General features: G+C 55.0%; 18 protein-coding genes. 5 read left to right on the top strand and 13 right to left on the bottom strand.

From position 1 onward, the window contains the following. Positions 1–3: 3 nt before the first annotated feature. Both ACRQ84_RS05210 and ACRQ84_RS05205 read right to left on the bottom strand, forming a co-directional pair. Complete coding sequence (locus tag ACRQ84_RS05210) at positions 4–1,749, bottom strand: dihydroxyacetone kinase family protein (protein ID WP_483817360.1); 1,746 nt, start codon at positions 1,747–1,749, stop codon at positions 4–6. A 1-nt stretch (position 1,750) separates the two neighbouring features. Continuing rightward, positions 1,751–3,085 (bottom strand): MFS transporter, encoded by a 1,335-nt coding sequence (locus ACRQ84_RS05205; RefSeq protein WP_064738649.1) that lies wholly within the window; start codon positions 3,083–3,085, stop codon positions 1,751–1,753. A gap of 446 nt (positions 3,086–3,531) precedes the next feature. On the opposite strand from ACRQ84_RS05205, the gene ACRQ84_RS05200 reads away from it, so the two are divergent. Together ACRQ84_RS05200 and tkt are read left to right on the top strand one after the other, a co-directional pair. Continuing rightward, positions 3,532–3,990 (top strand): RpiB/LacA/LacB family sugar-phosphate isomerase, encoded by a 459-nt coding sequence (locus ACRQ84_RS05200; protein WP_064738648.1) that lies wholly within the window; start codon positions 3,532–3,534, stop codon positions 3,988–3,990. A gap of 29 nt (positions 3,991–4,019) precedes the next feature. Further along, positions 4,020–6,011, top strand: a complete 1,992-nt coding sequence (tkt, locus tag ACRQ84_RS05195) for a transketolase (RefSeq protein WP_483817359.1) — start codon at positions 4,020–4,022, stop codon at positions 6,009–6,011. A gap of 32 nt (positions 6,012–6,043) precedes the next feature. On the opposite strand, the gene ACRQ84_RS05190 is transcribed toward tkt, so the two are convergent. Both ACRQ84_RS05190 and ACRQ84_RS05185 read right to left on the bottom strand, forming a co-directional pair. Continuing rightward, positions 6,044–6,652 (bottom strand): TetR/AcrR family transcriptional regulator, encoded by a 609-nt coding sequence (locus tag ACRQ84_RS05190; RefSeq protein WP_064741182.1) that lies wholly within the window; start codon positions 6,650–6,652, stop codon positions 6,044–6,046. Positions 6,653–6,903: 251 nt separating this feature from the next. After that, a complete protein-coding gene (locus ACRQ84_RS05185; RefSeq protein ID WP_483817358.1) occupies positions 6,904–7,584 on the bottom strand; it encodes a type 1 glutamine amidotransferase domain-containing protein in 681 nt (226 codons plus the stop codon). Positions 7,585–7,787: 203 nt separating this feature from the next. Between ACRQ84_RS05185 and ACRQ84_RS05180 the strand changes: the two genes are divergently transcribed. Next, positions 7,788–8,804 carry a lipoate--protein ligase gene (locus ACRQ84_RS05180; protein WP_483817888.1) on the top strand — a complete coding sequence of 339 codons (1,017 nt, stop codon included), beginning with the start codon at positions 7,788–7,790 and terminating at the stop codon, positions 8,802–8,804. Between the two features lie 123 nt (positions 8,805–8,927). On the opposite strand, the gene ACRQ84_RS05175 is transcribed toward ACRQ84_RS05180, so the two are convergent. Continuing rightward, positions 8,928–10,319, bottom strand: coding sequence for a PTS transporter subunit EIIC (locus tag ACRQ84_RS05175; protein WP_483817357.1), 1,392 nt, complete (start codon positions 10,317–10,319; stop codon positions 8,928–8,930). 304 nt (positions 10,320–10,623) lie between these two features. On the opposite strand from ACRQ84_RS05175, the gene ACRQ84_RS05170 reads away from it, so the two are divergent. Further along, complete coding sequence (locus tag ACRQ84_RS05170) at positions 10,624–11,823, top strand: enolase C-terminal domain-like protein (protein WP_483817356.1); 1,200 nt, start codon at positions 10,624–10,626, stop codon at positions 11,821–11,823. A 1-nt stretch (position 11,824) separates the two neighbouring features. On the opposite strand, the gene ACRQ84_RS05165 is transcribed toward ACRQ84_RS05170, so the two are convergent. Further along, positions 11,825–12,541 carry a GntR family transcriptional regulator gene (locus ACRQ84_RS05165; RefSeq protein ID WP_483817355.1) on the bottom strand — a complete coding sequence of 239 codons (717 nt, stop codon included), beginning with the start codon at positions 12,539–12,541 and terminating at the stop codon, positions 11,825–11,827. Positions 12,542–13,102: 561 nt separating this feature from the next. Next, a complete protein-coding gene (locus tag ACRQ84_RS05160; protein WP_483817354.1) occupies positions 13,103–13,774 on the bottom strand; it encodes a pirin family protein in 672 nt (223 codons plus the stop codon). A 205-nt stretch (positions 13,775–13,979) separates the two neighbouring features. On the opposite strand from ACRQ84_RS05160, the gene ACRQ84_RS05155 reads away from it, so the two are divergent. Further along, a complete protein-coding gene (locus ACRQ84_RS05155; protein ID WP_483817353.1) occupies positions 13,980–14,543 on the top strand; it encodes a TetR/AcrR family transcriptional regulator in 564 nt (187 codons plus the stop codon). Between the two features lie 2 nt (positions 14,544–14,545). On the opposite strand, the gene ACRQ84_RS05150 is transcribed toward ACRQ84_RS05155, so the two are convergent. The 6 genes from ACRQ84_RS05150 to ACRQ84_RS05125 form a co-directional block, all read right to left on the bottom strand. Beyond that, positions 14,546–15,127: a TetR/AcrR family transcriptional regulator gene (locus tag ACRQ84_RS05150; protein WP_483817352.1), complete on the bottom strand. Its 582-nt coding sequence runs from the start codon at positions 15,125–15,127 to the stop codon at positions 14,546–14,548. A 162-nt stretch (positions 15,128–15,289) separates the two neighbouring features. After that, positions 15,290–16,723 (bottom strand): efflux transporter outer membrane subunit, encoded by a 1,434-nt coding sequence (locus tag ACRQ84_RS05145; protein WP_483817351.1) that lies wholly within the window; start codon positions 16,721–16,723, stop codon positions 15,290–15,292. 1 nt (position 16,724) lies between these two features. Continuing rightward, the gene (locus ACRQ84_RS05140) at positions 16,725–19,880 is read right to left on the bottom strand and encodes an efflux RND transporter permease subunit (protein WP_483817350.1); all 3,156 of its coding nucleotides are present in this window, start codon (positions 19,878–19,880) and stop codon (positions 16,725–16,727) included. Between the two features lie 2 nt (positions 19,881–19,882). Beyond that, positions 19,883–21,025, bottom strand: a complete 1,143-nt coding sequence (locus ACRQ84_RS05135) for an efflux RND transporter periplasmic adaptor subunit (RefSeq protein WP_483817349.1) — start codon at positions 21,023–21,025, stop codon at positions 19,883–19,885. 430 nt (positions 21,026–21,455) lie between these two features. Next, positions 21,456–22,109 (bottom strand): glutamate racemase, encoded by a 654-nt coding sequence (locus ACRQ84_RS05130; protein ID WP_483817348.1) that lies wholly within the window; start codon positions 22,107–22,109, stop codon positions 21,456–21,458. A 100-nt stretch (positions 22,110–22,209) separates the two neighbouring features. Beyond that, positions 22,210–24,570, bottom strand: coding sequence for a membrane-bound PQQ-dependent dehydrogenase, glucose/quinate/shikimate family (locus ACRQ84_RS05125; RefSeq protein WP_483817347.1), 2,361 nt, complete (start codon positions 24,568–24,570; stop codon positions 22,210–22,212). Positions 24,571–24,671: the final 101 nt, after the last annotated feature.

The following is a 24,671-nucleotide window of genomic DNA, read 5'->3' as shown; positions in this document are numbered from 1 at the left end:
GCTTCAAGCTCCTTGTTCAGATGCACTGTGTTCTTTTAGCAGATCGCCGACAGTATTGACGATTAACGCCAGCGAAATGGCCCCGGCATCCGGCGTGCCGACACTTTTTTCTGCCAGCGGACGCGCACGCCCCATTTTCGGTACCAGTTGGGCAGTGTCCTGTGCGGCTTTATCGGCCACCTGCGCTGCTGCTAACCAGGCGTCGGTTAACGAGGCACCTGCGGCAACCGCCTCATTGAGGGTGTCGCTGAAGGGCACCAGCACATCAACCATGGTTTTATCGCCGACGCGCGCTTTACCAAAGTGCATAATGCCTTCTTTCGCCTCACGTACACCGGTTGCCACACGCTGTGCGTCTGGCACCTGACGATCGCCCAGCGCGGTACCGAGCGCAGTGAGCGCCACCCCCCACAACGCGCCAGATGTGCCGCCGGCTTTATCCGCCCAGGCATCTGCCGCACGGCACAGCAAACTGCCCGCACCGGCGCCACGCGCGGCGACTTCACGCGCTTTCTCTACCGCGCCCAACACGCCACGTTCCATGCCAATACCGTGGTCGCCATCACCGGCCACCGCATCGATATCACCAAGACGCTCAGCGTTACGTTGTAACATTTGCGCCACTGATTCGAGCAGCTGCAGCACGCGTACCGCGCTCTCTTGTGATTCGGCCGTTGCTGCTGGCAAGGCTTCTTCAGTGCTTTCAACAAGCTCAGCGGCGCTCAACGGTTCGGCAACCAATACGCTACCTTTGCGGTAAGCTGGCGTATTGGTCGGCGCGCGCCACAAGGTCTCCAGCTGATCGTCCAGCCACATCAGCGTCAGTGATGCACCGGCCATGTTAAAGCTGGTGACAAACTCACCGACGTCTGGCTCAACCACCTGCAGCCTGGCAGCCTGAAGCAGTTGTGCGACACGACGGTAGACGACAAACAGCTCTTCATATTTCACCGAGCCTAAGCCGTTGAGGATCACCGCCACCCGCTGACCGTCGGCCTGCGGAATATCGGCTGGCCGTTCATTGAGTAAACGCTCCACAAAGATCTCTGCCAACTCATCCGCGCTCGGCATGTCGGTCTCTTTAATCCCCGGCTCGCCGTGAATCCCCAGACCCAGTGCCATACGCCCTTTTTCCACTTCGAACAGCGGATGTGAGGCACCCGGCAGGCTGCAACCAGAAAATGCCACGCCAAAAGTGCGCGTGCGCTGATTGGCGTGCTGCGCCAGTTGCAGTACCTGTGATAAATCGTGACCCGCTTCGGCGGCAGCGCAGGCGGCTTTGAACACGCACAGATCGCCAGCCACACCACGACGTTTCTCCAGCTCATCTTTACCCGCGCTGGAGATATCGTCCGTCACCGCCAGCACTTCGCAAGCAATGCCTTCTGCCCGCAGGCGCTCACACGCCTGGCCGAAGTGCAGCACATCCCCGGCGTAGTTACCGAACATCAGCAACACGCCCGCACCGTTATGCGCCGCACGTGCCACGTTGTAGATCTGCTGCGCCGACGGTGAAGCGAATAAGTTACCCATCGCCGCGCCGTGTGCCAGACCTTGTCCAACCAACCCGGCGAATGCCGGATAGTGGCCGGACCCGCCGCCCACAATCACCGCCACCGTATTCTGCTGACTGCGGGTGCTGCGCACCACGCCTCCGGCAACCTGACGGACTTTATCGGCATTAGCGGCGACAAAGCCTTCAATGAGCTCAGCGGCAAAGGCTGAAGGTTGGTTAAACAGGTACGTCATATTAATGCTCCTGAGCTAAAGAGGTCGGCTGCGACGGCGAGCGACGGCGGTTAAGTAACAGCATGAGTAAGGCTGACAGCAGCATGAATCCACCCACCACAAACATCGGCAAGGCATAGCTGTTGGTCGCGTCATGCAGCGCACCGGTGATGTAGCCTGCGGAGAAGCCCGCTACGTTTCCTACGGTATTGATCAGTGCAATCGCTGCGGCGGCAGATGCGCCGGTCAGGAACTGCGTCGGTAAGGTCCAGAAGTTTGGCAATGCGGCGAAGATCGCGCTGGCGGTAATCGCAATCACCATGATGGTGGTGAAGGGCGAATCCATATACAGCGCCAGCGGTACGCTGATGCCGCCTGCCAGCGCCGGGATAGCGATGTGCCAGGTTTTGCAGCCGCGACGCGTGGCATCTTTCGACCAGAAGAACATCACTGCCGCTGCGATCAGATACGGTACGCCGGTAATCAGTCCTTTCTGCATCACATTGAAGGTGGTGCCAAACTGCTGCTGGAAGCCGGCGATGATGGTTGGCAGGAAGAATGCCAGCGCATACAGGCCGTAAATAAAGCCGAAGTAAATCAGGCACAGCATCCAGACGCGGCCATTGCCCATCACCGAACGCAGGCTGTGTTTTTGATGGCCCTGCTTCTGCTGATGTTCGGCTTCCAGTTCTGTCGTTAGCCAGGTCTTCTCTTCAGCGGTCAGCCACTTAGCCTGACGCGGCGAGTCCACCAACCAAAACAGCGCGGCGATGCCAATCAGAATCGCGGGAATCGAGACACCCATAAACATCACGCGCCAGCCTTCCATGCCAAACAGGCCGTGCTGCTGAATCAGTGACGCGGCTAATGGCGCACCGAACACCACCGTCAGCGGTTGGGCAAGATAGAACAGCGACAGGATTTTGCTGCGATGGCGGCCCGGCACCCACATGCTGAGATAGAGAATCGCACCAGGGAAGAAGCCAGCTTCGGCGATACCCAGCAGCAGACGCAGCGTATACAAACCTTCCACACTGCTCACCCAGGTGAACAGCAGCGAGACAATGCCCCAGCTGATCATGATGCGCGCCAGCCAGCGGCGAGCGCCGAACTTATGCAGCGCCAGGTTGCTTGGCACTTCCAGCAAGATGTAGCCAATAAAGAAGATGCCCGACGCCAGACCAAACTGCAGCGCGGTGAGGCCAAGGTCTTGCGTCATGCCATTGGGGCCGGCAAACGAAATCGCGGTGCGATCGAGGAAGTTGATGAAGAACATCAGCGCCACGAACGGCACCAGGCGCCAGGAGATTTTTCTGATGGTGGATTGCTCCACCGCCGTCATTGTTTGTTGGTTCATAACGCACCTCCACGACGTGCGTGAGTGATCATTTCTTTATGTGGTGTTGACCAAACGCCAAAGGAGCGCTGGCTGCAGGAGTACTGAGAGGTACGGTGTAAATGACACATGTTCGAGTCCTCGATGGGTCTTCTTGTACATTGGTATAGTCATGCGAACATATGAACACTACACGGATAATTGTGCATCTCTCAACTGCAACACGCGAAAGTGTGAGCAGGCTCATGAGATTTGATTTTGGTCAATTTATCGGATTATTACGCCCATAAGCGCGGGCAGCGGCCCTCTCACGGGGATCAGGAAGGGTTTCATATGCGATTCCGGCTGCAATTCATATGAACAACCATTGAACATATGATTGATTTTATGGCACGCTAACCATGAACATCTTCTCGCCTGCTGAACAAACGTGCAGGCGTCATTGCAAACCCTGCTGGAGAACGACGATGAAAACGATCGCAATTGGCGCCGATGATGCGGCTATCGAATTGAAAAACGTGATTAAAAAGCTGCTGGAAGAGAAAGACTATGTGGTAACGGATTACACCAATGACGCGCAAAACGACCGTCCGATGTACCCGGATGTGGCATTTGCTCTCGCCACGGCCATTCAGAAAAACGAATTTGAGCGCGGCATTCTGCTGTGTGGCACCGGCATCGGTGTGGCGATTGTCGCCAACAAGGTAGAGGGCGTGCGTGCGGCGCAGTGTCACGACACCTTCTCTGCCGAGCGTGCTCGCAAGAGCAACAATGCGCAGATCATGACTATGGGCGCACGCGTTATCGGGCCTGAGCTGGCGAAAAATATCGTCAATGCCTGGCTGGCATCGGAGTTTGAAGGTGGTGGCTCAACCGCCAAAGTTGAGAAGATCGGTTACTACGAACAAGTATCCCACGCTAAATAAGCGCCGACGTCGCACCTCTGGAGAACTGTATGTCTACACGCCGGGAAAGAGCCAACGCCATTCGCGCTTTGAGCATGGATGGCGTACAACACGCCAATTCGGGGCATCCGGGCGCCCCGATGGGCATGGCGGATATCGCTGAAGTCTTGTGGCTCGATTTTTTGCAGCACAACCCCCGCAATCCCAACTGGGCTAACCGTGATCGCTTTGTGTTGTCGAACGGTCACGGCTCAATGCTGATTTACAGCCTGCTGCACCTGAGCGGTTATGATTTGCCGCTAAGCGAATTAAAAAATTTCCGTCAGCTGCACTCTAAAACGCCAGGCCACCCGGAATACGGCTACACCGCGGGCGTTGAAACCACCACCGGCCCGCTGGGTCAGGGCATCGCTAACGCGGTCGGTTTCGCCATCGCTGAGCGCACGCTGGCGGCGCAGTTCAACCGTCCGGGTCATGACATCGTAGACCATAACACCTACGTGTTTATGGGCGACGGCTGCATGATGGAAGGCATCTCGCACGAGGTGTGCTCCATCGCCGGCACCCTGAAGCTGGGCAAACTGGTGGCCTTCTATGACGACAACGGCATCTCCATCGACGGTCACGTCGACGGCTGGTTCACCGACGACACCGCCAAACGTTTTGAAGCCTACGGCTGGCACGTGGTGCGCGGCGTGGACGGCCACGACGCCGACGCGATTAAGAAAGCGGTGGAAGAAGCCAAAGCGGTGTCCGACAAGCCTTCGCTGCTGATGTGCAAAACCGTGATTGGCTTCGGCTCGCCGAACAAAGCCGGTACGCACGATTCGCACGGCGCACCGCTGGGTGCCGATGAAATTGCGCTGACCCGCAAGCAGCTGGGCTGGAACCACGGTCCGTTTGAAATTCCTTCCGACATCTACGCGCAGTGGGACGCCAAAGAAGCCGGCCAGGCGAAAGAGTCCGCGTGGGACAAAAAGTTTGCCGCCTACGCCGCTGCGCATCCGGCGCTGGCCGCGGAGTTCAAGCGTCGCGTTAACAACGCGCTGCCAGAAAACTGGGCCAGCGAGTCGCAGAAGTTCATTGAGCAGCTGCAGGCCTACCCGGCGAAAATCGCCAGCCGTAAAGCCTCGCAGAACGCGATCGAAGCCTTTGGTAAAATCCTGCCGGAATACCTGGGCGGCTCCGCTGACCTTGCGCCAAGCAACCTCACCATGTGGTCCGGCTCGAAGCCAATCAACGAAGACGCGGCGGGCAACTACATCCATTACGGCGTGCGCGAGTTCGGTATGACCGCGATTGCCAACGGTCTGGCGCTGCACGGCGGCTTCCTGCCGTACACCGCCACCTTCCTGATGTTCGTCGAGTACGCGCGCAACGCCGCACGCATGGCCGCGCTGATGAAAATCCGTCAGATTATGGTCTACACCCACGACTCCATTGGTCTGGGCGAAGATGGCCCGACGCACCAGCCGGTTGAGCAGATGGCCAGCCTGCGCGTGACGCCAAACATGAGCCTGTGGCGCCCGTGCGATCAGGTTGAATCGGCGGTGGCGTGGAAATACGCCATCGAACGCGTTGACGGCCCGTCGGCGCTGATCTTCTCGCGTCAGAACCTGGCGCAGCAGGATCGTACCGCTGAGCTGCTGGCTAACGTGGCGCGCGGCGGTTACGTGCTGAAGGACAGCAGCGGCACGCCGGAGCTGATCCTGATCGCCACCGGTTCGGAAGTGGAACTGGCGGTGAGCGCTTACGAGCAGCTGACGGCAGAAGGCCGCAAGGTGCGCGTGGTCTCCATGCCCTCCACCGACGCCTTCGACAAGCAGGACGCGGCGTACCGTGAATCCGTGCTGCCGAAAGCGGTGGCGGCGCGCGTGGCGATTGAAGCGGGAATCGCAGATTACTGGTTCAAATACACCGGCCTGAACGGCGCGATCGTCGGCATGACCACCTTCGGTGAGTCAGCGCCGGCGGATCAGCTGTTCAAAGCGTTTGGCTTCACCGTTGAAAACGTGGTTAAAACGGCGAAATCGATTCTGTGAGAGTGAAGCGGCGTCCCGGCGGGACGCCCTTCTTACTGCGCGGTAATACGAATGATTTTTTGCGTCATGCACATGGCGGAATCAAACGGGCTGGTATTGCGCACGATTTTTACCATGACGCTGGCGCCAACCCAAAGCTGATACAGGCTTTCCGCCACACGGCCTGGTTTATCATCGATAGCCAGCGAACCTTCTTCAATCCCCGCTTCTAACGCTTCCGCCAGTCGCGCGATGATGCCTGCAGTGCCTGTCTGTAACGTGGCTCGCATGCTGTCAGATAAGTCAGCGACTTCCGCGCCCAGCTTCACCGCCAGACATTTGCCCTGACAATCGGAGAACGATTGCGATTCACGCCATAGCTGCCAGTAGTTCATCAGGCGCTGCGCCATGGTAAAGCCCGGCTGGCTTAAGGTGCTATCAAGCTCGGCCAGATAATCCTCAAAATAGCGCGCCAGCATCGCGACGCCAAAAGCTTCTTTTGAGTTGAAGTAGTGATAAAACGAGCCTTTCGGCACACCGGCATCGGTGAGGATTTCATTTAATCCAACCGCAGAAAAACCCTTGCCAGCCATAATGCGTTGGCCGGTGGCAAGGATGTGATCGCGGATTTCATTGCTGTGCAATTGAGATGAAGTAGTCATAGCGTTAGATTACCAAATACTAGACCAGTCGTCTATGCGACACTCAGGCATTTATCACTGCGATAAGCTGTATGCCGCTTTTACGATGAAGGCCGCAAGCCCTCTGGGCTGTGACGTGAAAATCGCAGGGTTACGTTTAATTCCGTCACGGTACTGTTGGCGCATTCCGCCCTAACCGTTCCCGCTGCGAAATCAACGCGCAATTTTCCATTGCCACCGCCGCCCAGCGGGGTTTTGCCTTCATAGCACTTTTATTGAGCCAGTTGCTTAATCAATTGTTGCGCCGTCTCTGCTGAAGAGGTTGGATTTTGACCGGTAATCAGCAGGCCATCACTGACGACATAGGAGCTCCAGTCCGCGCCTTTTGAATAAACACCGCCCTTTGCAATCAGTTCGTCTTCCACCAGGAAAGGCACGACCTGAGTCAAGCCGACCGCCTCCTCTTCACTGTTAGTAAAGCCGGTGACTTTCCGTCCTTCAACCAGCGGTTTTCCTTCTGGCGTTTTGACGTGACGCAGCACGCCCGGTGCATGACAGACCAAGGCGACGTGTTTATTTGCGGCCAGGAAACCTTCGATCAGCGCGATGGAATGCTGATCCTCGGCTAAATCCCACAGTGGGCCGTGGCCGCCTGGATAAAACACGGCGTCGAAATCGGCTGGGGATACGCTGTCCAGACGAACGGTGGAGGCGAGTTGCGCCGTGGCTGCGCTATCCGCTTCAAAGCGATGCGTTTGCTCTGTCTGGAAATCGGGCTCATTGCTTTTAGGATCTAACGGTGGGTTGCCGCCTTTTGGTGATGCCAGCGTAATTTCTGCGCCGGCATCTTTGAAGGCGTAGTAAGGCGCGGCCAGTTCTTCCAGCCAGAAACCGGTTTTACGTCCGGTGTTACCCAATTGGTCGTGTGAGGTTAGTACCATAAGAATCTTCATTGTAAATCTCCTGCTTAATGGATGTTGACACCTTAACTAGACCAGTCGTCTAGCGCTTGAGTTCAAACTAACAGCTAATAGACCAGTCGTCTAGCATTAAGATTATTTTTTACTGAAATGAAATGCTCGCCCTGTTTCTTACCTTTCGATCAGCTTAAGCGTAATCTATCCCGCTTGCCCTTTCTCATGGAACTGGAGGAATGATGTCCACCTTACGTTTGTTAATCTCTGACTCACACGATCCCTGGTTTAACCTTGCAGTAGAAGAGTGTATTTTTCGCCAGATGCCGACAACACAGCGCGTACTGTTTCTCTGGCAGAATGCCGAAACGGTGGTCATTGGGCGTGCCCAGAATCCGTGGAAAGAGTGCAATACGCGGCGGATGGCAGAAGACGGCATTAAATTAGCACGACGCAGCAGCGGCGGCGGTGCGGTATTTCATGATTTAGGCAACTGCTGCTTCACCTTTATGGCTGGCAAACCGGAATACGACAAATCGGTGTCCACGGCGATTATCCTGCGTGCGTTAGAGCAGCTTGGCATCCCAGCTGAAGCCTCTGGCCGCAACGATATCGTGGTGAACGTTGATGGCGAGGTGCGCAAAATCTCCGGTTCTGCCTACCGTGAAACGCCGGATCGCGGCTTTCACCACGGCACATTTTTAATGGATGCCGACCTTTCGCGTCTCGCCGATTACCTCAATCCGGACATCAAAAAATTACAGGCGAAAGGGATTTCCTCGGTGCGTTCGCGGGTGGCCAACATAGCCGATTTGGTGCCAGGCATCAGCTTTGATGCGATTTGCCGCGAGGTGATTGCCGCCTATTTCGCTTACTACCAGGAACAGTGCGAACCGGAGCATATCTCGCCCAGCGCCTTGCCTGACCTGCCCGGTTTTCAACAGCAGTTTGCACGTCAAAGCAGCTGGGAATGGAATTTTGGTCACGCACCGGACTTCTCACATCTGCTAAATGAGCGCTTTGTCTGGGGCGGCGTAGAGATTCACTTTGATGTGGAGCGCGGCGTGATTTCTCGCTGCCAAATTTTCACCGATAGCCTGAATCCCTCGCCATTAGAAACGCTGGCGTTACGCCTGCAAGGTGCGGTGTATCGCCCGGAAACCATGCTGGCGCACCTGGAGCAATTGAAAGCGGAATATCCTGAGCAGCTTAATGAACTGAGCCAGCTGGAAAGCTGGCTAGTGAGTAGCGTGAGCTAAAACGTGGGCCACGATTGATGGCGTAACGTGTGTCAGTAATCATCCCGCGCGGGCATTGTAGCGGCGCAATGTTTGCGCGATTAATTGCGCTGCTACGGTGTGTGCGCTCATTGAATGCAGCGCTCAACTTTTCTCTGACTGCACAACCAAATCAGGTTCCTTGCCCACCAATATTAACGTCAGGCTGAAAGACAGGATAAGGGCAATGGCGACGCCGGAAACGGCCCAGATAAAATACGGCCCGATATAGGCAGGCAAACTAAATATACTGGAAAGAATGTAACCATATAAACGGACACCAAAGAATCCAATAAAAGCAGAAGCCAGCGCACTGGAGACCGTAGCAGCGATAAAGGCTTTTTTATAGCGCGTTAATACCCCAAACAGCGCCGGCTCGGTGATACCTAATAACGCTGAAATCGCGGCTGAAAGGGTAACCACTTTATCCTGACGATGTTTAGTTAATGTCCAGATGGCAAATGTCGCGCCCGCAATCGACATATTTGCCATAAACATCATCGGCATCAACATGTCATAACCACGATCGCTGAAGTTCTGTAGCGCAATCGGTGTCATCGCATGATGCATGCCGGTCAGCACCGCAACCGGGCGAATGGCACCCACAATCAATCCTGCAAAGCTGGCTGAGATACTGAATAAGCCTTCAATAAACAGCGCCAGACCTTTACCGAGCCAAATACCCATCGGGCCAATCACCACTAACGCGGTCAGTGCCGTAAGGAACAGCGTTAAGGTTGGGGTAAATACGGTTTTCAACACCTCAGGCATAATACGGTCCACCCCGCGGTGGATATAGCTGAGTGCCAGAATAGAGAAAATCACCGGGATAACGCTGGAGGCATAATTGAACACCGAAACCGGCAGCACGCCCATTAACCAGAATGCACTTACTGCGCCCTCCTGATGTGCCGCCAGCGATTTGGCCGCGTCAATTAAAGAGGGATACATTAAACAAGCCGCCACAGCAGCGGCTAAATACTCGTTGGTTTTGAAGATTTTGGCGGCGGAGACCGCTAAAAAGAACGGCAGGAAATAGAACACGCCGCTGGCAATTAAATCAATCACCATCACCGTGTCACTTTTGGCCGAAACCAGCTGTAACGCCACCAATCCGGCCAGCAAACCTTTAATCATCCCTGCGCCAGCAATGGCGGGAACAATCGGACCAAATACGCCCGATACGGTATCCATAAACAGCGATATCAGACTTTTGCGCGCTTTCTCGTTTTGCGCGGGCTGCACATCATCGTTATTTAAGACCGGAACGATTTGCTCATACCAGCTATTGACCTTGGGACCGATAATAATCTGAAATTGTTCGCTCTGCATTTGCGCGCCCAGCACGCCGGGCAAGGTTTTAATTTCGCCCTGGTTAACTTTATTGTCATCAATAAGGTCAAAGCGCAAGCGCGTCATGCAATGCCAGACTTTATTGATATTATTTTTCCCACCCACTAAGTGAATTATATTTTTTATTACTTCCTGCGTTCCCATACGTGCTCCTGAGGGAAGAAAAACAGCCTGATGAAATCTGCACTGGATGGTAATAAATGCCACCGAACAAAACAAACCAATAAATCATGACTGCGATCACAAAACCCGTCGCAACAGGTGCTTTGAGTTTTATAATGCCGAATTGGTCTGTTTTTTTACAGCAAACACTCTATTTATCTGACCAATATTTATTATCTGAAAAAGGGTTTGCGTCTCAATAAAAACCCGGTAATGTTACGCCAAAAATAGCTTATCAACATGCCTTGATATTGCGTGCAGTCACTGCACGACAGGAGTATTTCTCGTGACCCCAACCCTTATTGAAACTATTGAGTGTTTTATTACTCGCCCCGATCGCCATAATCTGATTACCGTACGTGTCACCACCAATAAAGGAATTACCGGTCACGGCTGCGCTACCTTTCAACAGCGTCCCTTAGCGGTTAAAACCATGGTGGATGAGTATCTTTCACCCTTATTAATTGGACGCGATGCCAACAATATTGAAGACCTGTGGCAGATGATGAACGTTAACGCCTATTGGCGTAACGGGCCGGTCACCAACAATGCCATTTCGGGCGTTGATATGGCGTTATGGGATATTAAATCGCAGTTAGCCGATATGCCGTTATATCAACTGTGGGGCGGTAAAGCGCGCGATGCGATTGCAGCTTACACACACGCCAGCGGGGAAACGCTGGAGGAACTCTATACCTCAGTTGATAACGCATTAGAGCAAGGCTATCGCCATATTCGCTGTCAGCTGGGTTTTTACGGCGGAACGCCTAAAGCACTCAATGCCCCGGAAAATAGCACGTCCGGCGCTTATTACTCGCAGCAAGAGTACATGGCCAATACGGTCGAGATGTTTCGTGCGTTAAGAGAGAAATACGGTCATCGCTTTGAAATTCTGCATGACGTGCATGAACGCTTATTCCCACAGCAGGCCATTCAGCTGGTAAAACAGCTTGAGCCGTATATGCCCTATTTCCTTGAAGATGTGCTTCCTCCCACACAAACCGGCTGGCTGGAGCAGCTGCGTCAGCAAAGTGCGGTGCCGTTAGCGTTAGGCGAATTATTTAATAACCCAGCGGAATGGCACGCGTTAATTGTGAATCGTCGCATCGACTTTATTCGTTGTCACGTTTCGCAGATTGGCGGCATTACGCCGGCGTTGAAACTGGCTGCGTTATGTCAGGCATTTGGCGTGCGGCTGGCATGGCACGGACCGGGCGATATGACGCCAATTGGCGTAGCGGTCAATACGCATCTGAATATTCATCTGCACAATGCGGCGATTCAGGAATTTATTCCGCGCTCAGCGCTGACGGATGCCATTTTCCCTGGCGCGCCGGAAATTAGAAAGGGCTATCTCTATCCGCCGCAAGCATCAGGTATTGGGGTCGACTTCGATCAAGCGTTAGCGGAAAAACATCCGGTGGTTTATCGTCCGCATGAATGGACGCAAAGTCGCCTGCCAGATGGCACCATTCACACACCGTAAGTTAGCGCTGTTGCTGGCGGAAACGCAGATTATCCGGGTTATGCGGAATCAGATAGGTGCAGGTGTAGTTAATATCAATGATGTCGCTGATTTCATATACCTGCCCGCCCTGCAAAATTCCACGATTAATAATGTGCATCGCCGGACTGCCTTTTTTACAACCCAGTAGCGTCGCCTGTTCGCGGTCAATGCTAATCGCGCGATAGCTGGTGAGTAAATGTGAGATATGGTAGCCTTTGGACAATACATATTGCTGTATCGAGCGCTCAATCATGTCACCGTTAAGATCGGTAAATAAGGTAGCTGGCATACGCGATATTTCAATCTGAACCGCCACATTATCGACATAGCGCAGGCGGGAAAACTCCCAGATAAAGGCGTCGTCGTTAATGGCGAATATTTGTTGCTCGTCACTGTTCGGGCGTCTTTTACGCAGGCTGATTGAACGGTAATGCATCTGATCAAAGCGCTTTTCAGTGATCGAATTATAAACCAGCGGGTTATTACGCACCGTCTCGTTAATCCAGATGCCTGATCCTTGCACGATACGCACCGCCCCGATACTGACCAGCTTCTCCAGTGCTTGACGGATAGTGAAACGCGATACGCCATACTCTTCGGCCAGCTGGCGTTCAGGCGGTAATTTGCGCGGTGCGGAAGTCTCTTCCTGATAAATTTTGCTCAGCAAATCCTGGGTAATGAACTCTTTCTTTTTCATTGAATTACCCTCCTCCAGAGTTTAAGCGAACGATGATAACACGATGTTATGTGGAGGAATTGCCTGGTGCGCATGAATGCGCACCCTACGAAATTATCGCAGGGTCGCTATTCATGGCGTAATGCTCATCACTTGAGCCTGCGCTGAGCGGTGTACTGACACCGCAGAGGTTCCGCCCGCCAAATATCAGGCAGTTTCACAACGCGTTATGCAGGCGTAACAGCGATGATGGCTAAATAATGTGCATCATTGCTACAGCGTGGGGGTTGAGGCGACATCCCAGCCCGCTGAGCGAGCGAGGGATTCCAGGGCGAGCCGCAGGGATGCGGCGAGAGGCGGCGCTGAGCAGGAGCGAATCGCCGCCGGTCCGTCAGGAATCGTGAGCGAGTGAAGGCACCGCGTAGCGGCGGGCTGGGCTGGCGCAGGGCCCGGGAGTGCAGAGGGCGCGGCCAGGCGCTCTCTGCTCGGTCGCCGCACGGCAGTACTGAAACTGCCCCAGCCTGTGGCGAACGAAAGTGGCTCATTGCCTAACTGATCGGCATTACGCTATTCATGGCGACCTCACTCGCCCTTCTGCACCAGAAACGCAATCAGCATTGCATCCCTCTCTCCCGTCAGCGCTGGCAAGGCCGCGGCATCGCTCACAGAATCGCCTTTGTGCAATCGTTCATCACCCATACGCACAATACCGTCAAGCACGGTAACCCAGCTGGAATAACCTGCACGCTGTGGCGCCTCCACCTGTTTGCCGCGCTCCAGTTTCAGGTCATAAATGTATACCGCCTGATTCAGCGCCAGCGGTGCCGCGCTGCCGTGCGGCCCTGCCAGCAACGTCCATGCGTTTACCGCCGCACCGTCCACGCGAGTAAAAGTATTGACCTGCGGAACACCTCCGGTTTGCGCTGGACGAATGGTCGCCTGCAGCATTTCGGTTGCGACAAAAGGTGCAGACTCGGCAACACGCATCCCGCTACCGGCACTCAGCAGCAACGCACGTTTAGCGTTGAGGGAATGCGTTTCACCCTGTTCGGTGCTGTGCAGCAACGAACCGCGCCAAACGTAGCTGAAAATCTCACTATCCTGATGCGAATGCAGCGGGATAGTAGCATCCAGTTGCAGCGTCATTTGATCGACGATCGCCAGCGCTCCAAACGCTTCATCGGGACGCTGGCGACGAATGGTAAAAGGACCGTATTCAAACAATTGATCGCGTTGAGCGCGCAGGATGTTCATCGTGTTATGCCTCGATAAATTCTCTTAGTCCTCCATCATAGTGGTCTGGAAAAGCATGAACAGCAGGAAAAACTGCTCGCTTAAATCAAAAAAACTGAATAACGGTCAAGTGCTGAAATAATAAGGTTTTGGTAATGTTTTTATTCATCGCCAGCACAGATTTAATTGCGTAAAATAACCGCTCAATTTTGTGAGGGTAATAATCATGAACCGTAGCGAACAGATCCTGGCCGCCGCCGAACAATGCATGCGGCAAAAAGGTTTTCACCAGACGTCGATTCAGAATATTGCCCGTCAGGCCGACGTCAGCATCGGTTTAATTTATAAATATTATAAAAATAAAGACGCGATCATTGAGGCATTAGTCATCAGTGTGGTACAGCGGATGATCATGCTACTGAATGCCGACTTTGAACGTATCGCGCATATGAAAGGGCACTATCACGAAGCGGAAGATATTGTGCCGGCGGCAGTGGAAAACAGTATTATTCTGCTGATGGAAGTGTCGTCTGAAGCCACGCGCAATAATCGCATCCAACAAATTATGTTCGATGCCTGGCATGAGCTCAAAAATAACTTTATCGCTCAGGAGCACGCGCTGCATCCCGAGCAGGAGGCCAATGCCATTCACACCCGTTTATATGTGATGTCGCTGATTATTGACGGCATCATTATTCGCCGCTGCATGAAGCAGCGCGACATTGCGCCGGGCTTTATGCCATTTTTCAATGCGGTGGTGAATGACGTCTATCCGCACGGTGCGGTGTAGATTCAGCCGAACAGATGCTGGCTGAGAATGCCGTTCACCCGCAGCATTTCATTGTGATCAAGGTCGCTATCGCCGAAGGCGCGACAGGCTACGCCATCCACCAGCAGCAATAAAAACTGAATGCGATTGGCGTGCTGTGTTGGGTCGATATCAGGTTGTTGCGCGGTAAAAATAGCCTCTAACTCAGCAAGTAATAATTGCTCTTGCTGAGCAAGAATGGCACGCACTGATTCATTACGCGACGCCTCAGAATACACTTCCAGTAATAATTTCCGGTCCTGACTCGGCCAATGCTGCCAGAAAGGCGAATCGGCATTGATAATATCCTGCGTCGATTGTTGCGACGGTAAATATTGTACTAAAAACAGGCGCCAATTCTGCGCGATGCTTTTTATTGTTTCCGTCACAATAAGCTCTTTACTGCTAAAGTAACGATATATTTGCCCTGCCCCTAACGTTGATTCGCGACTAATGTCCGCCATGCTGGCGCCATGAAATCCGGAGCGACTAAAACAAACTTTGGCTGCAGAAATAACTTGCTGCTGACGCTGTAAGAGAAAATCGTCATGTTCAGAGTGAATCACATTGGCTCCGAAAAATAATTTATCGTTTTAATCGCTTTATCATACGCGATGCCTATCCGGTGAGAAACCCAGACAATGTTTCCAATTCTTGCTTGCCCGATCGCAGGCGTTGTAGCGGCGCAATTTATTGCGCGATAAATCACGTCGCTACAAAATGTGCCATTATTGCGTGCGCATTATTTCAGATTCTTTCAACGCCGTGCCGCCGCCCATCACTTTATAGAAGGTGATCAAATTCAGGTAGTAGGCTTGCTGCGTACTCACCAGACTGGTTCGGGCGCTGTACAGCGTGCGCTGCGCAGTCAAGGCATTCAGATACGTATCAACGCCGTTGCGATAACGCAGATCCGCCAGATGATAATAGGTTTGCGATGCCGCTACATTATGCTGTTGACTGCTGAGCTGATCGTTGATGGTACCGCGACGCGCCAGCGCATCCGCCACTTCCTGGAAGGCGGTTTGCACCGCTTTCTCATACGCCGCCACGTAATACTCTTTCTGTGCTTTGGTGTATTTCAGGTAAGAAACGTTGTAGCCGCCCTGGAAAATCGGCAGCGAAATGCTCGGTGCAAACGACCAAATGCCCGCTCCGTTTTTAAACAACGTCGACAGATCGGCACTGCCAACGCCACCGCTGCCCGTCAGCGTAATGCTCGGGAAGAAGTTGGCACGCGCCGCGCCTATACTGGCGTTGGCAGACTTAAGATTATGCTCGGCTTGCAACACATCAGGACGATTCAGCAACGCATCCGACGAGACGCCCGCCGGCACCTCACGCAAGGCGTTACCAATCGACTCAATGCTGTCAGGCAACAGATTATCCGGCACGCTGCGACCCACCACTAAATCCAGCGCATTTTTATCCTGCGCCACCAGCGTGGTGTAGCTGGCGACATCGGCCTGCGCGGATTGATAGGTGGTTTCCGCAGAGGAGACATCCACCATCGAAGCGATTCCATTCTCCATCTGCTTACGCGTGACCTGCCACGATTGTCGCGCGCTCTCGGCGGTCTCTTTGGCAATCGCCAGATTGCTGCGATCGGCGGCGAGCTGCAGCCAGTAATCCACGGTGTTGTACAACACCGTCAGGCGGGTGCTGCGTGCACCCTGCAGCGTGCCGAGATAGGTTTCATACTGCTCGCGCGTCAGGCTCTGGTTTTTGCCAAACAGATCGAGTTCAAACGCACTGACGCTGCCTTCCGCTGAGTAGCTGTTGCTGATGGCGGTTTGATTGCCTTCGCCGGTCAACGCGCGTGAACGCGTACCGCTCACGCCGGCGCTGAGGGCCGGGAACAGATTGGCGCGCTCTTCGCCATATTGTGCATGCGCGGATTTAACGCTGGCTACCGCTTCACGCAAGTCGCGGCTGCTATCCAGCGCCATCGCCACCACCTGACGCAGTTTCGCGTCGAGCACATAATCCTGCCAGCTCAGGTCGCGGTAGTTGCTGGCTTGCGTGCCCTGCAATGAACGATAGGCGTCACCGCTCGGCATCTGGCTGCTGACCGCGCCTTGCGGGCGGTCATAGTGCGGATCGAGCGACACACAACCCGACAGCAGCGCGGGAACCAACACCATTAAGAGTTTTGCAGACATGTTATTCCCCTGCCTTCGCCACAGATGCATGATTATCGTCATGCGGAATTGTCGGGAAGACGCGACGCACGAGAACAAAGAACAGCGGTACGAAGAAGATCGCCAGCAAGGTGGCGGTCAGTGTGCCGCCAATGATACCGGTACCAATCGCAATACGGCTATTAGCGCCCGCGCCGGTGGACATCGCCAACGGTAATACGCCTGCGGTAAATGCCAGCGAGGTCATGATGATGGGACGCAGGCGCATTGATGCCGCGTGCGTCGCCGCTTTGACCAGGTTTTCCCCTTTGCGGTAATTGTCTTCGGCGAACTCGACGATCAGAATCGCGTTCTTCGCCGACAAGCCAATGATGGTTAACAGCGCCACCTGGAAATAGACGTCGTTTTCCAATCCGCGCAGGCTGATCGCCAGCAACGAACCGATCACGCCCAGCGGCACCACCATCATCACCGAGAACGGCACCGACCAGCTTTCATACAACGCCGCCAGGCACAGGAACACCACAATCAGCGAGATGCCATACAGTGACATCGCCTGGTTACCGGAGAGTTTTTCCTGATAGGACAAGCCGCTCCACGCAAAAGTGGTGCCCGCTGGCAACTTCGCCGCCAGTTTTTCCATCGCGCTAATCGCATCCCCGGAACTCTTGCCTGCCGCCGCCGAACCTTCGATCTCATAGGACGCCAAGCCGTTATAGCGTGACAGCACATCCGGGCCGTACGCCCACTCCGAGGACGCAAATGACGCAAACGGCACCATAGTGGTATTGCTGTTGCTATCACTGCCGCGCACATACCAGTGATCGATATCTTCTGGTTTGCTGCGGAACGGCTGATCGCCCTGGATGTAGACCTTCTTCACGCGGCCTCGATCGGTGAAGTCGTTGACGTAGCTGCCGCCAATCGCCGCACTGAGCGTGTCGTTGATGTCGCTAATGGTAAGACCCAGCGACTGCGCTTTTTCATCGTCGATATTGACCTGCAGCTGCGGCAAATCCGGCAAGGTGTTGGCACGCACCGCACTGAGCAACGGATCCTGATTGGCTTCGGCAATCAGCTGATTGCGCATCTGCAGTAACTGGTCGCGCCCGGTGCTGCCACGCGCCTGCAGCTCAAAGGTGAATCCGTCTGACTGCCCTAAACCGGATACCGCGGGCGGCGACAGCACGAAGATCTGCGCATCACGAATGCTGGCCAGGTTCGCCATTGCACGCGCGGCAATCGCATCGGCACTGTTTTCTGGACCTTTACGCTCACTCCAGTTCTTCAGCGAGATAAAGCCAATCCCGGCGTTCTGGCCGCTGCCGGCAAAGCTGAAGCCGTTCACCAGCATGCTGACGTTGACGTTGTCTTTTTCTTTGGTGGCGAAATAGTCCTGCACCTGACGACGAACCGCGCTGGTGCGGTTTTCCGTCGCGCCCGGCGCCAGCTGATATTGCACCATGATGTAACCCTGATCTTCGGTCGGCAGGAAACCGGTCGGCAACCGCATATACATCACCGCACACCCGATCAGCAGCACCGCATAGAGCAGCAGATAGCGCACCGACCTGTGCAATACATGGCCCACGCCGTTGTGATAGCGCGCCTGCACGCGCTCGTAGCTGCGATTAAACCAGCCGAAAAAGCCCTTTTTGCCGCCTTCTTCGTTGTGCGGCTTGAGCAGCGTGGCGCACAGCGCTGGCGTCAGGGTTAGCGCCACAATCACCGACAGCACCATCGATGAAACAATGGTGATGGAGAATTGACGGTAGATAACGCCGGTTGAGCCGCTAAAGAACGTCATCGGCAGGAATACCGCCGACAGCACCAGCGCGATACCAATCAGCGCGCCGGTAATCTCTTTCATCGATTTCTCGGTGGCCTGACGCGGCGGTAAACCCTCTTCGCGCATTACACGCTCGACGTTCTCCACCACCACAATCGCGTCATCCACTAACAGTCCGATGGCGAGCACCATGCCGAACATGGTTAAGGTGTTGATCGAGTAGCCGAACAGCGACAGCACGCCAAAGGTTCCCAGCAGCACCACCGGCACGGCAATCGCCGGAATTAGCGTAGTGCGGATGTTCTGCAGGAACACGAACATCACGATCACCACCAGAATCACCGCTTCGATCAGGGTTTTCACCACCTCTTCAATCGAGATTTTCACGAAGTCGGTGCTGTCGAGCGGATACGCCACTTCATAGCCCGGCGGCATGCTGCTGCGGAACTCGTCGATGGTGGCTTTCACCTGTTCGGCGGTTGAAAGCGCATTGGCGCCGGACGCCAGCTGTACCGCGATCCCTGAAGCCGGATGACCGTTTGCCAGCACGTTAGCGCTGTAATCCTCATCACCCATTTCGACGCGGGCCACATCGCTAAGATGCACCACTGAACCGTCGCTTTGGCTTTTCAGCACGATATTACGGAACTGTTCCGGCGTTTGCAGACGTGAACGCGAACGCACGGTCGCCACCAGCTGCTGCTCTTTGCTGGCCGGTTGTGCGCCCAGCTGACCGGAGGAAACCTGGGTGTTCTGGCTCTCCAGCGCGCTTGTCACATCGGATGGCATCAGCGAATAAGAGGCGAGTTTGGCGGGATCGAGCCAGATGCGCATGGCGTATTCGGCGCCAAACACCTGCACGCTACCAACGCCCGGCACGCGCGCCAGCGTATCTTCCATGTTGCTGACCATGTAGTCAGCCACATCGGCCGAAGTGCTTTTGTTGGTGTTATCGTACAGCGCCAGAATCAGCAGGAAGTCGCTTTGCGCCTTCTCCACCGTCACGCCTTGCGCGGTGACAGAGGTCGGTAAGCGGCTTTCGGCCTGCTGCACTTTGTTCTGCACCTGCACCTGCGCAATATCCGGGTCGGTGCCCTGCTGGAAAGTGACGTTGATTTTTACCTGGCCAGTCGAGGCGGTGCTGGTGGAGTCGAAATAGAGCAAGCCGTTGAGGCCGGTGAGTTGCTGCTCGATCACCTGCGTGACGCTGCTTTCCAGCGTTTCCGCCGACGCACCGGTGTAAGTGGCCTGAATACTGATCTGCGGCGGTGCGACGTCGGGATACTGCGCAATCGGCAGGCTTTTAATGCTGAGCACGCCAAACATCATGATGCAGATGGCGATCACCCAGGCGAATACCGGGCGGCGAATAAAGAACTGAGCCAACATAATTACTGGCCTCCGCTGCTGGCGCTTTTCGGCGTCACTTCAACCGCTTTCACCGTCATCCCGGCCTGCACTTTGGCGGTGCCTTCGACAATCAGTTTGTCGCCGCGGTTTAAACCGCGGGTGACGAGCCAGGTGTTGCCGATAACACGATCGGTCACCACTTCCCGGCTCTGCACTTTGTTCTCTTTATCCACCACCAGCGCCGTGGCGTTGCCTTTAGCATCACGCGTGATGCCCTGCTGCGGGGCCAGAATCGCCTCGTTTTTAACGCCGTTGGTGACGCTGGCGCGCACATACATGCCCGGCAACAATTCATGCTGCGGATTGGGGAAGATGGCGCGCAACGTAACGGTTCCGGTGGCTTCATCAACCGCGACTTCGGTCAGTTCCAGCTTGCCGGGATGATCATAATGGCTGCCGTCTTCCAGTTTTACCGTCACTGGCACGGCATCGCTACTCTGCTGGAGGGAAGCCTGCTGACGTTTCAGTTTCAGCAGTTGCACGCTGGATTGCGTGAGGTCGACATAGATCGGATCGAGCGCACGGATGGTCGCCAGCGCCGTGGTTTGCGCCGAGGTTACCAGCGCGCCCGGCGTCACCGACGAGATGCCGATGCGGCCAGAAATCGGCGCTTTGATTTGCGTGTAGTTGAGGTTGATGCGGGCGCTTTCGACTGCTGCGCGATATTGATCAACCGACGCCACATTCTGTTGATAGGTTGCCAGCGCATCGTCAGCATCCTGACGTGATACGCCGTTCTCTTTCACCAGTGCGGTATAACGCGCGGATTTTAACTGGCTGCTTTTAACTAACGCCTGCGCATTTTTCAACTGCGCAACGGCCTGGTCGTAACTGGCCTGATAGCTGGCCGCATCGATTTGATAGAGCACCTGGCCGGCTTTAACTTCATCGCCTTCGGTAAACAGACGCTTCTGGATGATGCCATCCACTTGCGGACGCACTTCCGACACCATGCTGCCCACCACGCGTCCGGTGAGTTGGCTCTCGAGCGTCACCGACTCGGTTTGCAGCGTTTTCACGCCAACTTCGGTGGTCATATCGCCCGTTGGTGGGGCGCTATTCTGGTCGCAGGCGGCGAGCAATAACACCAGCCCGGCGATGGCCGTACGCTGAAAATTCTTCATGAATAATCCTGTAGTGAACGTTCATTCTCAATCTTGAGTTTACCAAATCGCAGATACGGGCGTATGTCAGGAAAATGAAAAGAGATCTCCTGAAAAGCGGCAGCAGAATAGCTTCCTCTTTGATTGAAGATTTTTTAGTGGTTAAATCGCGATAGGTTACAACGTGTTGCCAAATATAATGAGCAACAGCAGCAAATGCAAATGATTATTATTTACGATATGGGTGAGCGTTAGCCCGTTGCGCGGTCTTGCATGAACGTCGTAGGGTCGCCATTCATGGCGACCTTAATCCAGGTGCGCATTAATGCGCACCCTACAAAATAACAAACCAGCACGCACTGAAGCTTCATAGCGTCCCCGGCCAGCGCACTCGGCGCGGCTTAACTGAAAAGCATCCAGCCAGCAAATGCGACCTTAATCCAGGTGCGCATTAATGCGCACCCGACGAAAGATCACGTACCACCTTTAACGCCAGCTGCGGGCTGGTTAAGGGCTGACTATCCGGGCTAAACAGCCTGGACGCCGCCGTCATGGAAACCTGGGCCAGCGCCACATGATCCGCGCCCTGCTGTTTGCCGTCTACCACCGCTTGCGCAATCATTTGCAGATACGCCTCCTGCTGACCCGCCTTAAACGCCGCCCATGCACCAGCAATCAGCTGCACATCAGGATGCTGTTCCACTGGCAGCGTCGCTGGGCAAAACAGTGCGCGCGTCGCCGCCAGCGTAGATTCCGCCGCACACAGCACCAGCGATTTTCCCGGCAATCGCTGTACTTCATCGGCCAGCATGCGATCGGTGCGATACACCGGGCAATCATGTCCCTCAGCGTTAAAACCATCGGCAACCGGCCCCAGCGTCGAGCAGGTAATCAGAATCGCGTCGAACCACGGCGTCAGGCTGTGTAACAACTGTTCCAGCTTGTGCTGTTGCGGCGCGGTCATGCCTCCCGCCAGCTCGGCTTCGGCCAGCAAATGCGGCATCACAATATGACTCAATGAGCCGTTGCTCATGCCCAATGAGTGTGCGGCGTCATCAAAAATAGCGATGTTACTGGCGGCGGTATGCAAACAGGCGATGGTCATAAAATCCCTTATTAGTGGCGTCTATCATTGAGAATCACTATATCCTGGCGTAGAAACAAAAAAAGGCGCCGCAGGGGCGCCTTCGTCTATTGTGTAACGATTACTTCAAACGGAATGCCACGACGCTGTCACCCGCCTGGGTGCCGAGCGAACCGTGACCGCCTGCTGCAATCACCACGTACTGCTTGCCGTCTTTGCCCATAAAGGTAGATGGCGTGGCTTGTGCGCCAGCACTCAGCTCGGTCTGCCACAGCAGTTCGCCGGTGGTGCTGTCGTAGGCACGGAAGAAGTTATCCGCGGTTGCACCGTGGAACACCAAATCCCCTGCGGTCAGCAATGGACCACCGTGCGCTACCATGCCCATCGGGAAACCGATTGGGAAGCGGCCAGGCAAGAAGCTGGTCTTCAGGTTTTTGGTCACGCCCACGCGACGCAGCCATTCGGTTTTACCGGTCTTCAGATCCACGCCCACCATGCGGCCCCAAGGTGGGGCAACACAGGGAATGCCCAAGCCTGACGCCAACTGCTGGATGTGAATCGCGTAATCACCGTGGAAGTTTTCGTTCCAGTATGGCGTGCCATCTTTGGTGAACAGGCGCTCGGTGGCGGTCTGCTCGCTGCGTTTGATCAGGTTGTACTTGTAGGCCAGACGCACGGGCGCGGCAATCAGCATTTGACGCTGCGGATCGACCGCGACAGAACCCCAGTTGAACACACCAATGTTGCCAGGGAAGATCAGCGAACCGCCTTCGGTCGCTGGCGTCCACGGATTGCCGTCATAGCGCAGGCTACGGAAATCCATGCGGCATGACATCTGGTCAAACGGCGTGATGCCCCACATTGACTTCTCAGTCAGCGGTTGCGGGATGAAGTTCAGGCTGGAAACCGGCTGGGTCGCCGCAAATTTCTCACCCGCGACGCCACCTTCGGTGGAAACCTTCACCTGGTTCACCGGATACACCGGCTGGCCGGTCAGGCGGTTCAGCACAAACAGGTTGCCGGTTTTGGTCGGCAGGATCACCACAGGCTGCTTCTGACCCTGATAATCGATGTCCACCAGCGAAGGCTGTGACGGATTATCGCGGTCCCACAGATCGTGGTTAGAGCTCTGATAGCGCCATTTGAAAGCACCGGTTTGCAGATCAAGTGCCACCAGCGCATCGCGGAACTTCTCGGTGTTGCTGTTCGGATCGCGTTCAATGCCCACTTCATCCGGTGAAGCGTTACCAAACGGCACATACACGACGCCGTTTTTCAGGTCAGCACTCAGCGTGCCCCACGCCACTGGCGTGTCCTGCGGGTAGTTTTGACCGGCAGCGATTGGCGCGGTGTTTTCTGGGTTGGCCGGATCAAAGTTCCAGACCAGACGACCGCTTTGCACGTCATACGCACGAATCACGCCCGACGGGTTGCCGCTGTTGAAGCCGTTGTCCATCACGGAACCGCCAACGATCACCAGCTTGCCTGCCACCAGCGGTGCGGCGGTTTGCATCAGCGCATGTGGACGCACTTCACCCATGTTGGCATGCAGATCAACCACACCGTTCTGACCGAAATCAGCACACGGTTTGCCGGTATCAGCATCCAGCGCGATCAGTTGCGCATCAGTGGTCGCATTGAAAATACGCTTACGGCAGATGGCCGGCGTCGCTGCGCTATCCTGCGCGGCCACCGGCGTTTCTTCGTAGTAGCTGACGCCGCGACAGGTTTGATGCTGCTGCAGGTAAGAGCGATCTTTATTCGGTGTGAATTTCCACTTCACCGCGCCGGTTTCCGGATCAAGCGCATGCACTTCGTTATGCGGCGTACAGAAATACAGCATACCGTTGGCTTTCAGCGGCGTGGCTTCGAAGGTGTATTCGGTGGCATCCGCATCCTGGCGCAGATCGCCTGTGTGATACGTCCATGCAACTTCGAGGTTTTTGACGTTCTCTTTACTGATCTGATTCAGCGCCGAGAAACGCAGGCCGTCGGACGATCCGCCGTAAGCGGTCCAGTCGTTAGCCGCGCCCTGCTCGCTGTTCTGCGTGCGGGCGTTGCTGATGGTGCCTTGCTGTGGAACCGGATCGTAGAAGCACAGACCAATCACCACCACAATCATGATAATGACGGTGCCGCCAAGGAAGCTGTGGAAACGGCGTTCGCCACGGTACAGCGGTTTCACCACCCACGGCATCGCCAGCCACAGGCCGATCACGCCAAACAGGTCACCGCGTGGGATCCACTGCCATTTATCAAAGCCCACTTCCCAGATAATCCAGGCGAGCGTAATCCACATCAGCACCGCATACAGCGCCAGCGCACTGCGCTGGTTGCGGAACAGTAAAATTGCGGTGATGAGTAATCCCACCGCCATCAGCGCATAGAAGGCGCTGCCGCCCAGCATTAACAGCTTGCCGCCCATATACAGCAAGGCAATCGCCAGAATCGCGAGCACGATACTGGTTAGTTTGTTAACCATGCTAATCCCTCAACCATTTTCATCGAAAAACCTCAAAAATAACCCCACATAAAATCAACAGAATTTTAACTTACGTTACCGTTTAGTAAAAACCCGTTGCG

The sequence above is a fragment of the Pantoea sp. E2023-21 genome (assembly GCF_051302795.1).
Classification (GTDB): domain Bacteria; phylum Pseudomonadota; class Gammaproteobacteria; order Enterobacterales; family Enterobacteriaceae; genus Pantoea; species Pantoea ludwigii_A.
The sequence above is the reverse complement of the archived record's forward strand: the minus strand, read 5'-3'. Positions and strand labels throughout refer to the sequence as shown.

Coding starts and splice junctions, on each gene's coding strand:
- ACRQ84_RS05210 (WP_483817360.1), bottom strand. CDS start 1,749: ATGACGTACCTGTTTAACCAACCTTCAGCCTTTGCCGCTGAGCTCATT.
- ACRQ84_RS05205 (WP_064738649.1), bottom strand. CDS start 3,085: ATGAACCAACAAACAATGACGGCGGTGGAGCAATCCACCATCAGAAAA.
- ACRQ84_RS05200 (WP_064738648.1), top strand. CDS start 3,532: ATGAAAACGATCGCAATTGGCGCCGATGATGCGGCTATCGAATTGAAA.
- tkt (WP_483817359.1), top strand. CDS start 4,020: ATGTCTACACGCCGGGAAAGAGCCAACGCCATTCGCGCTTTGAGCATG.
- ACRQ84_RS05190 (WP_064741182.1), bottom strand. CDS start 6,652: ATGACTACTTCATCTCAATTGCACAGCAATGAAATCCGCGATCACATC.
- ACRQ84_RS05185 (WP_483817358.1), bottom strand. CDS start 7,584: ATGAAGATTCTTATGGTACTAACCTCACACGACCAATTGGGTAACACC.
- ACRQ84_RS05180 (WP_483817888.1), top strand. CDS start 7,788: ATGTCCACCTTACGTTTGTTAATCTCTGACTCACACGATCCCTGGTTT.
- ACRQ84_RS05175 (WP_483817357.1), bottom strand. CDS start 10,319: ATGGGAACGCAGGAAGTAATAAAAAATATAATTCACTTAGTGGGTGGG.
- ACRQ84_RS05165 (WP_483817355.1), bottom strand. CDS start 12,541: ATGAAAAAGAAAGAGTTCATTACCCAGGATTTGCTGAGCAAAATTTAT.
- ACRQ84_RS05160 (WP_483817354.1), bottom strand. CDS start 13,774: ATGAACATCCTGCGCGCTCAACGCGATCAATTGTTTGAATACGGTCCT.
- ACRQ84_RS05155 (WP_483817353.1), top strand. CDS start 13,980: ATGAACCGTAGCGAACAGATCCTGGCCGCCGCCGAACAATGCATGCGG.
- ACRQ84_RS05145 (WP_483817351.1), bottom strand. CDS start 16,723: ATGTCTGCAAAACTCTTAATGGTGTTGGTTCCCGCGCTGCTGTCGGGT.
- ACRQ84_RS05140 (WP_483817350.1), bottom strand. CDS start 19,880: ATGTTGGCTCAGTTCTTTATTCGCCGCCCGGTATTCGCCTGGGTGATC.
- ACRQ84_RS05135 (WP_483817349.1), bottom strand. CDS start 21,025: ATGAAGAATTTTCAGCGTACGGCCATCGCCGGGCTGGTGTTATTGCTC.
- ACRQ84_RS05130 (WP_483817348.1), bottom strand. CDS start 22,109: ATGACCATCGCCTGTTTGCATACCGCCGCCAGTAACATCGCTATTTTT.
- ACRQ84_RS05125 (WP_483817347.1), bottom strand. CDS start 24,570: ATGGTTAACAAACTAACCAGTATCGTGCTCGCGATTCTGGCGATTGCC.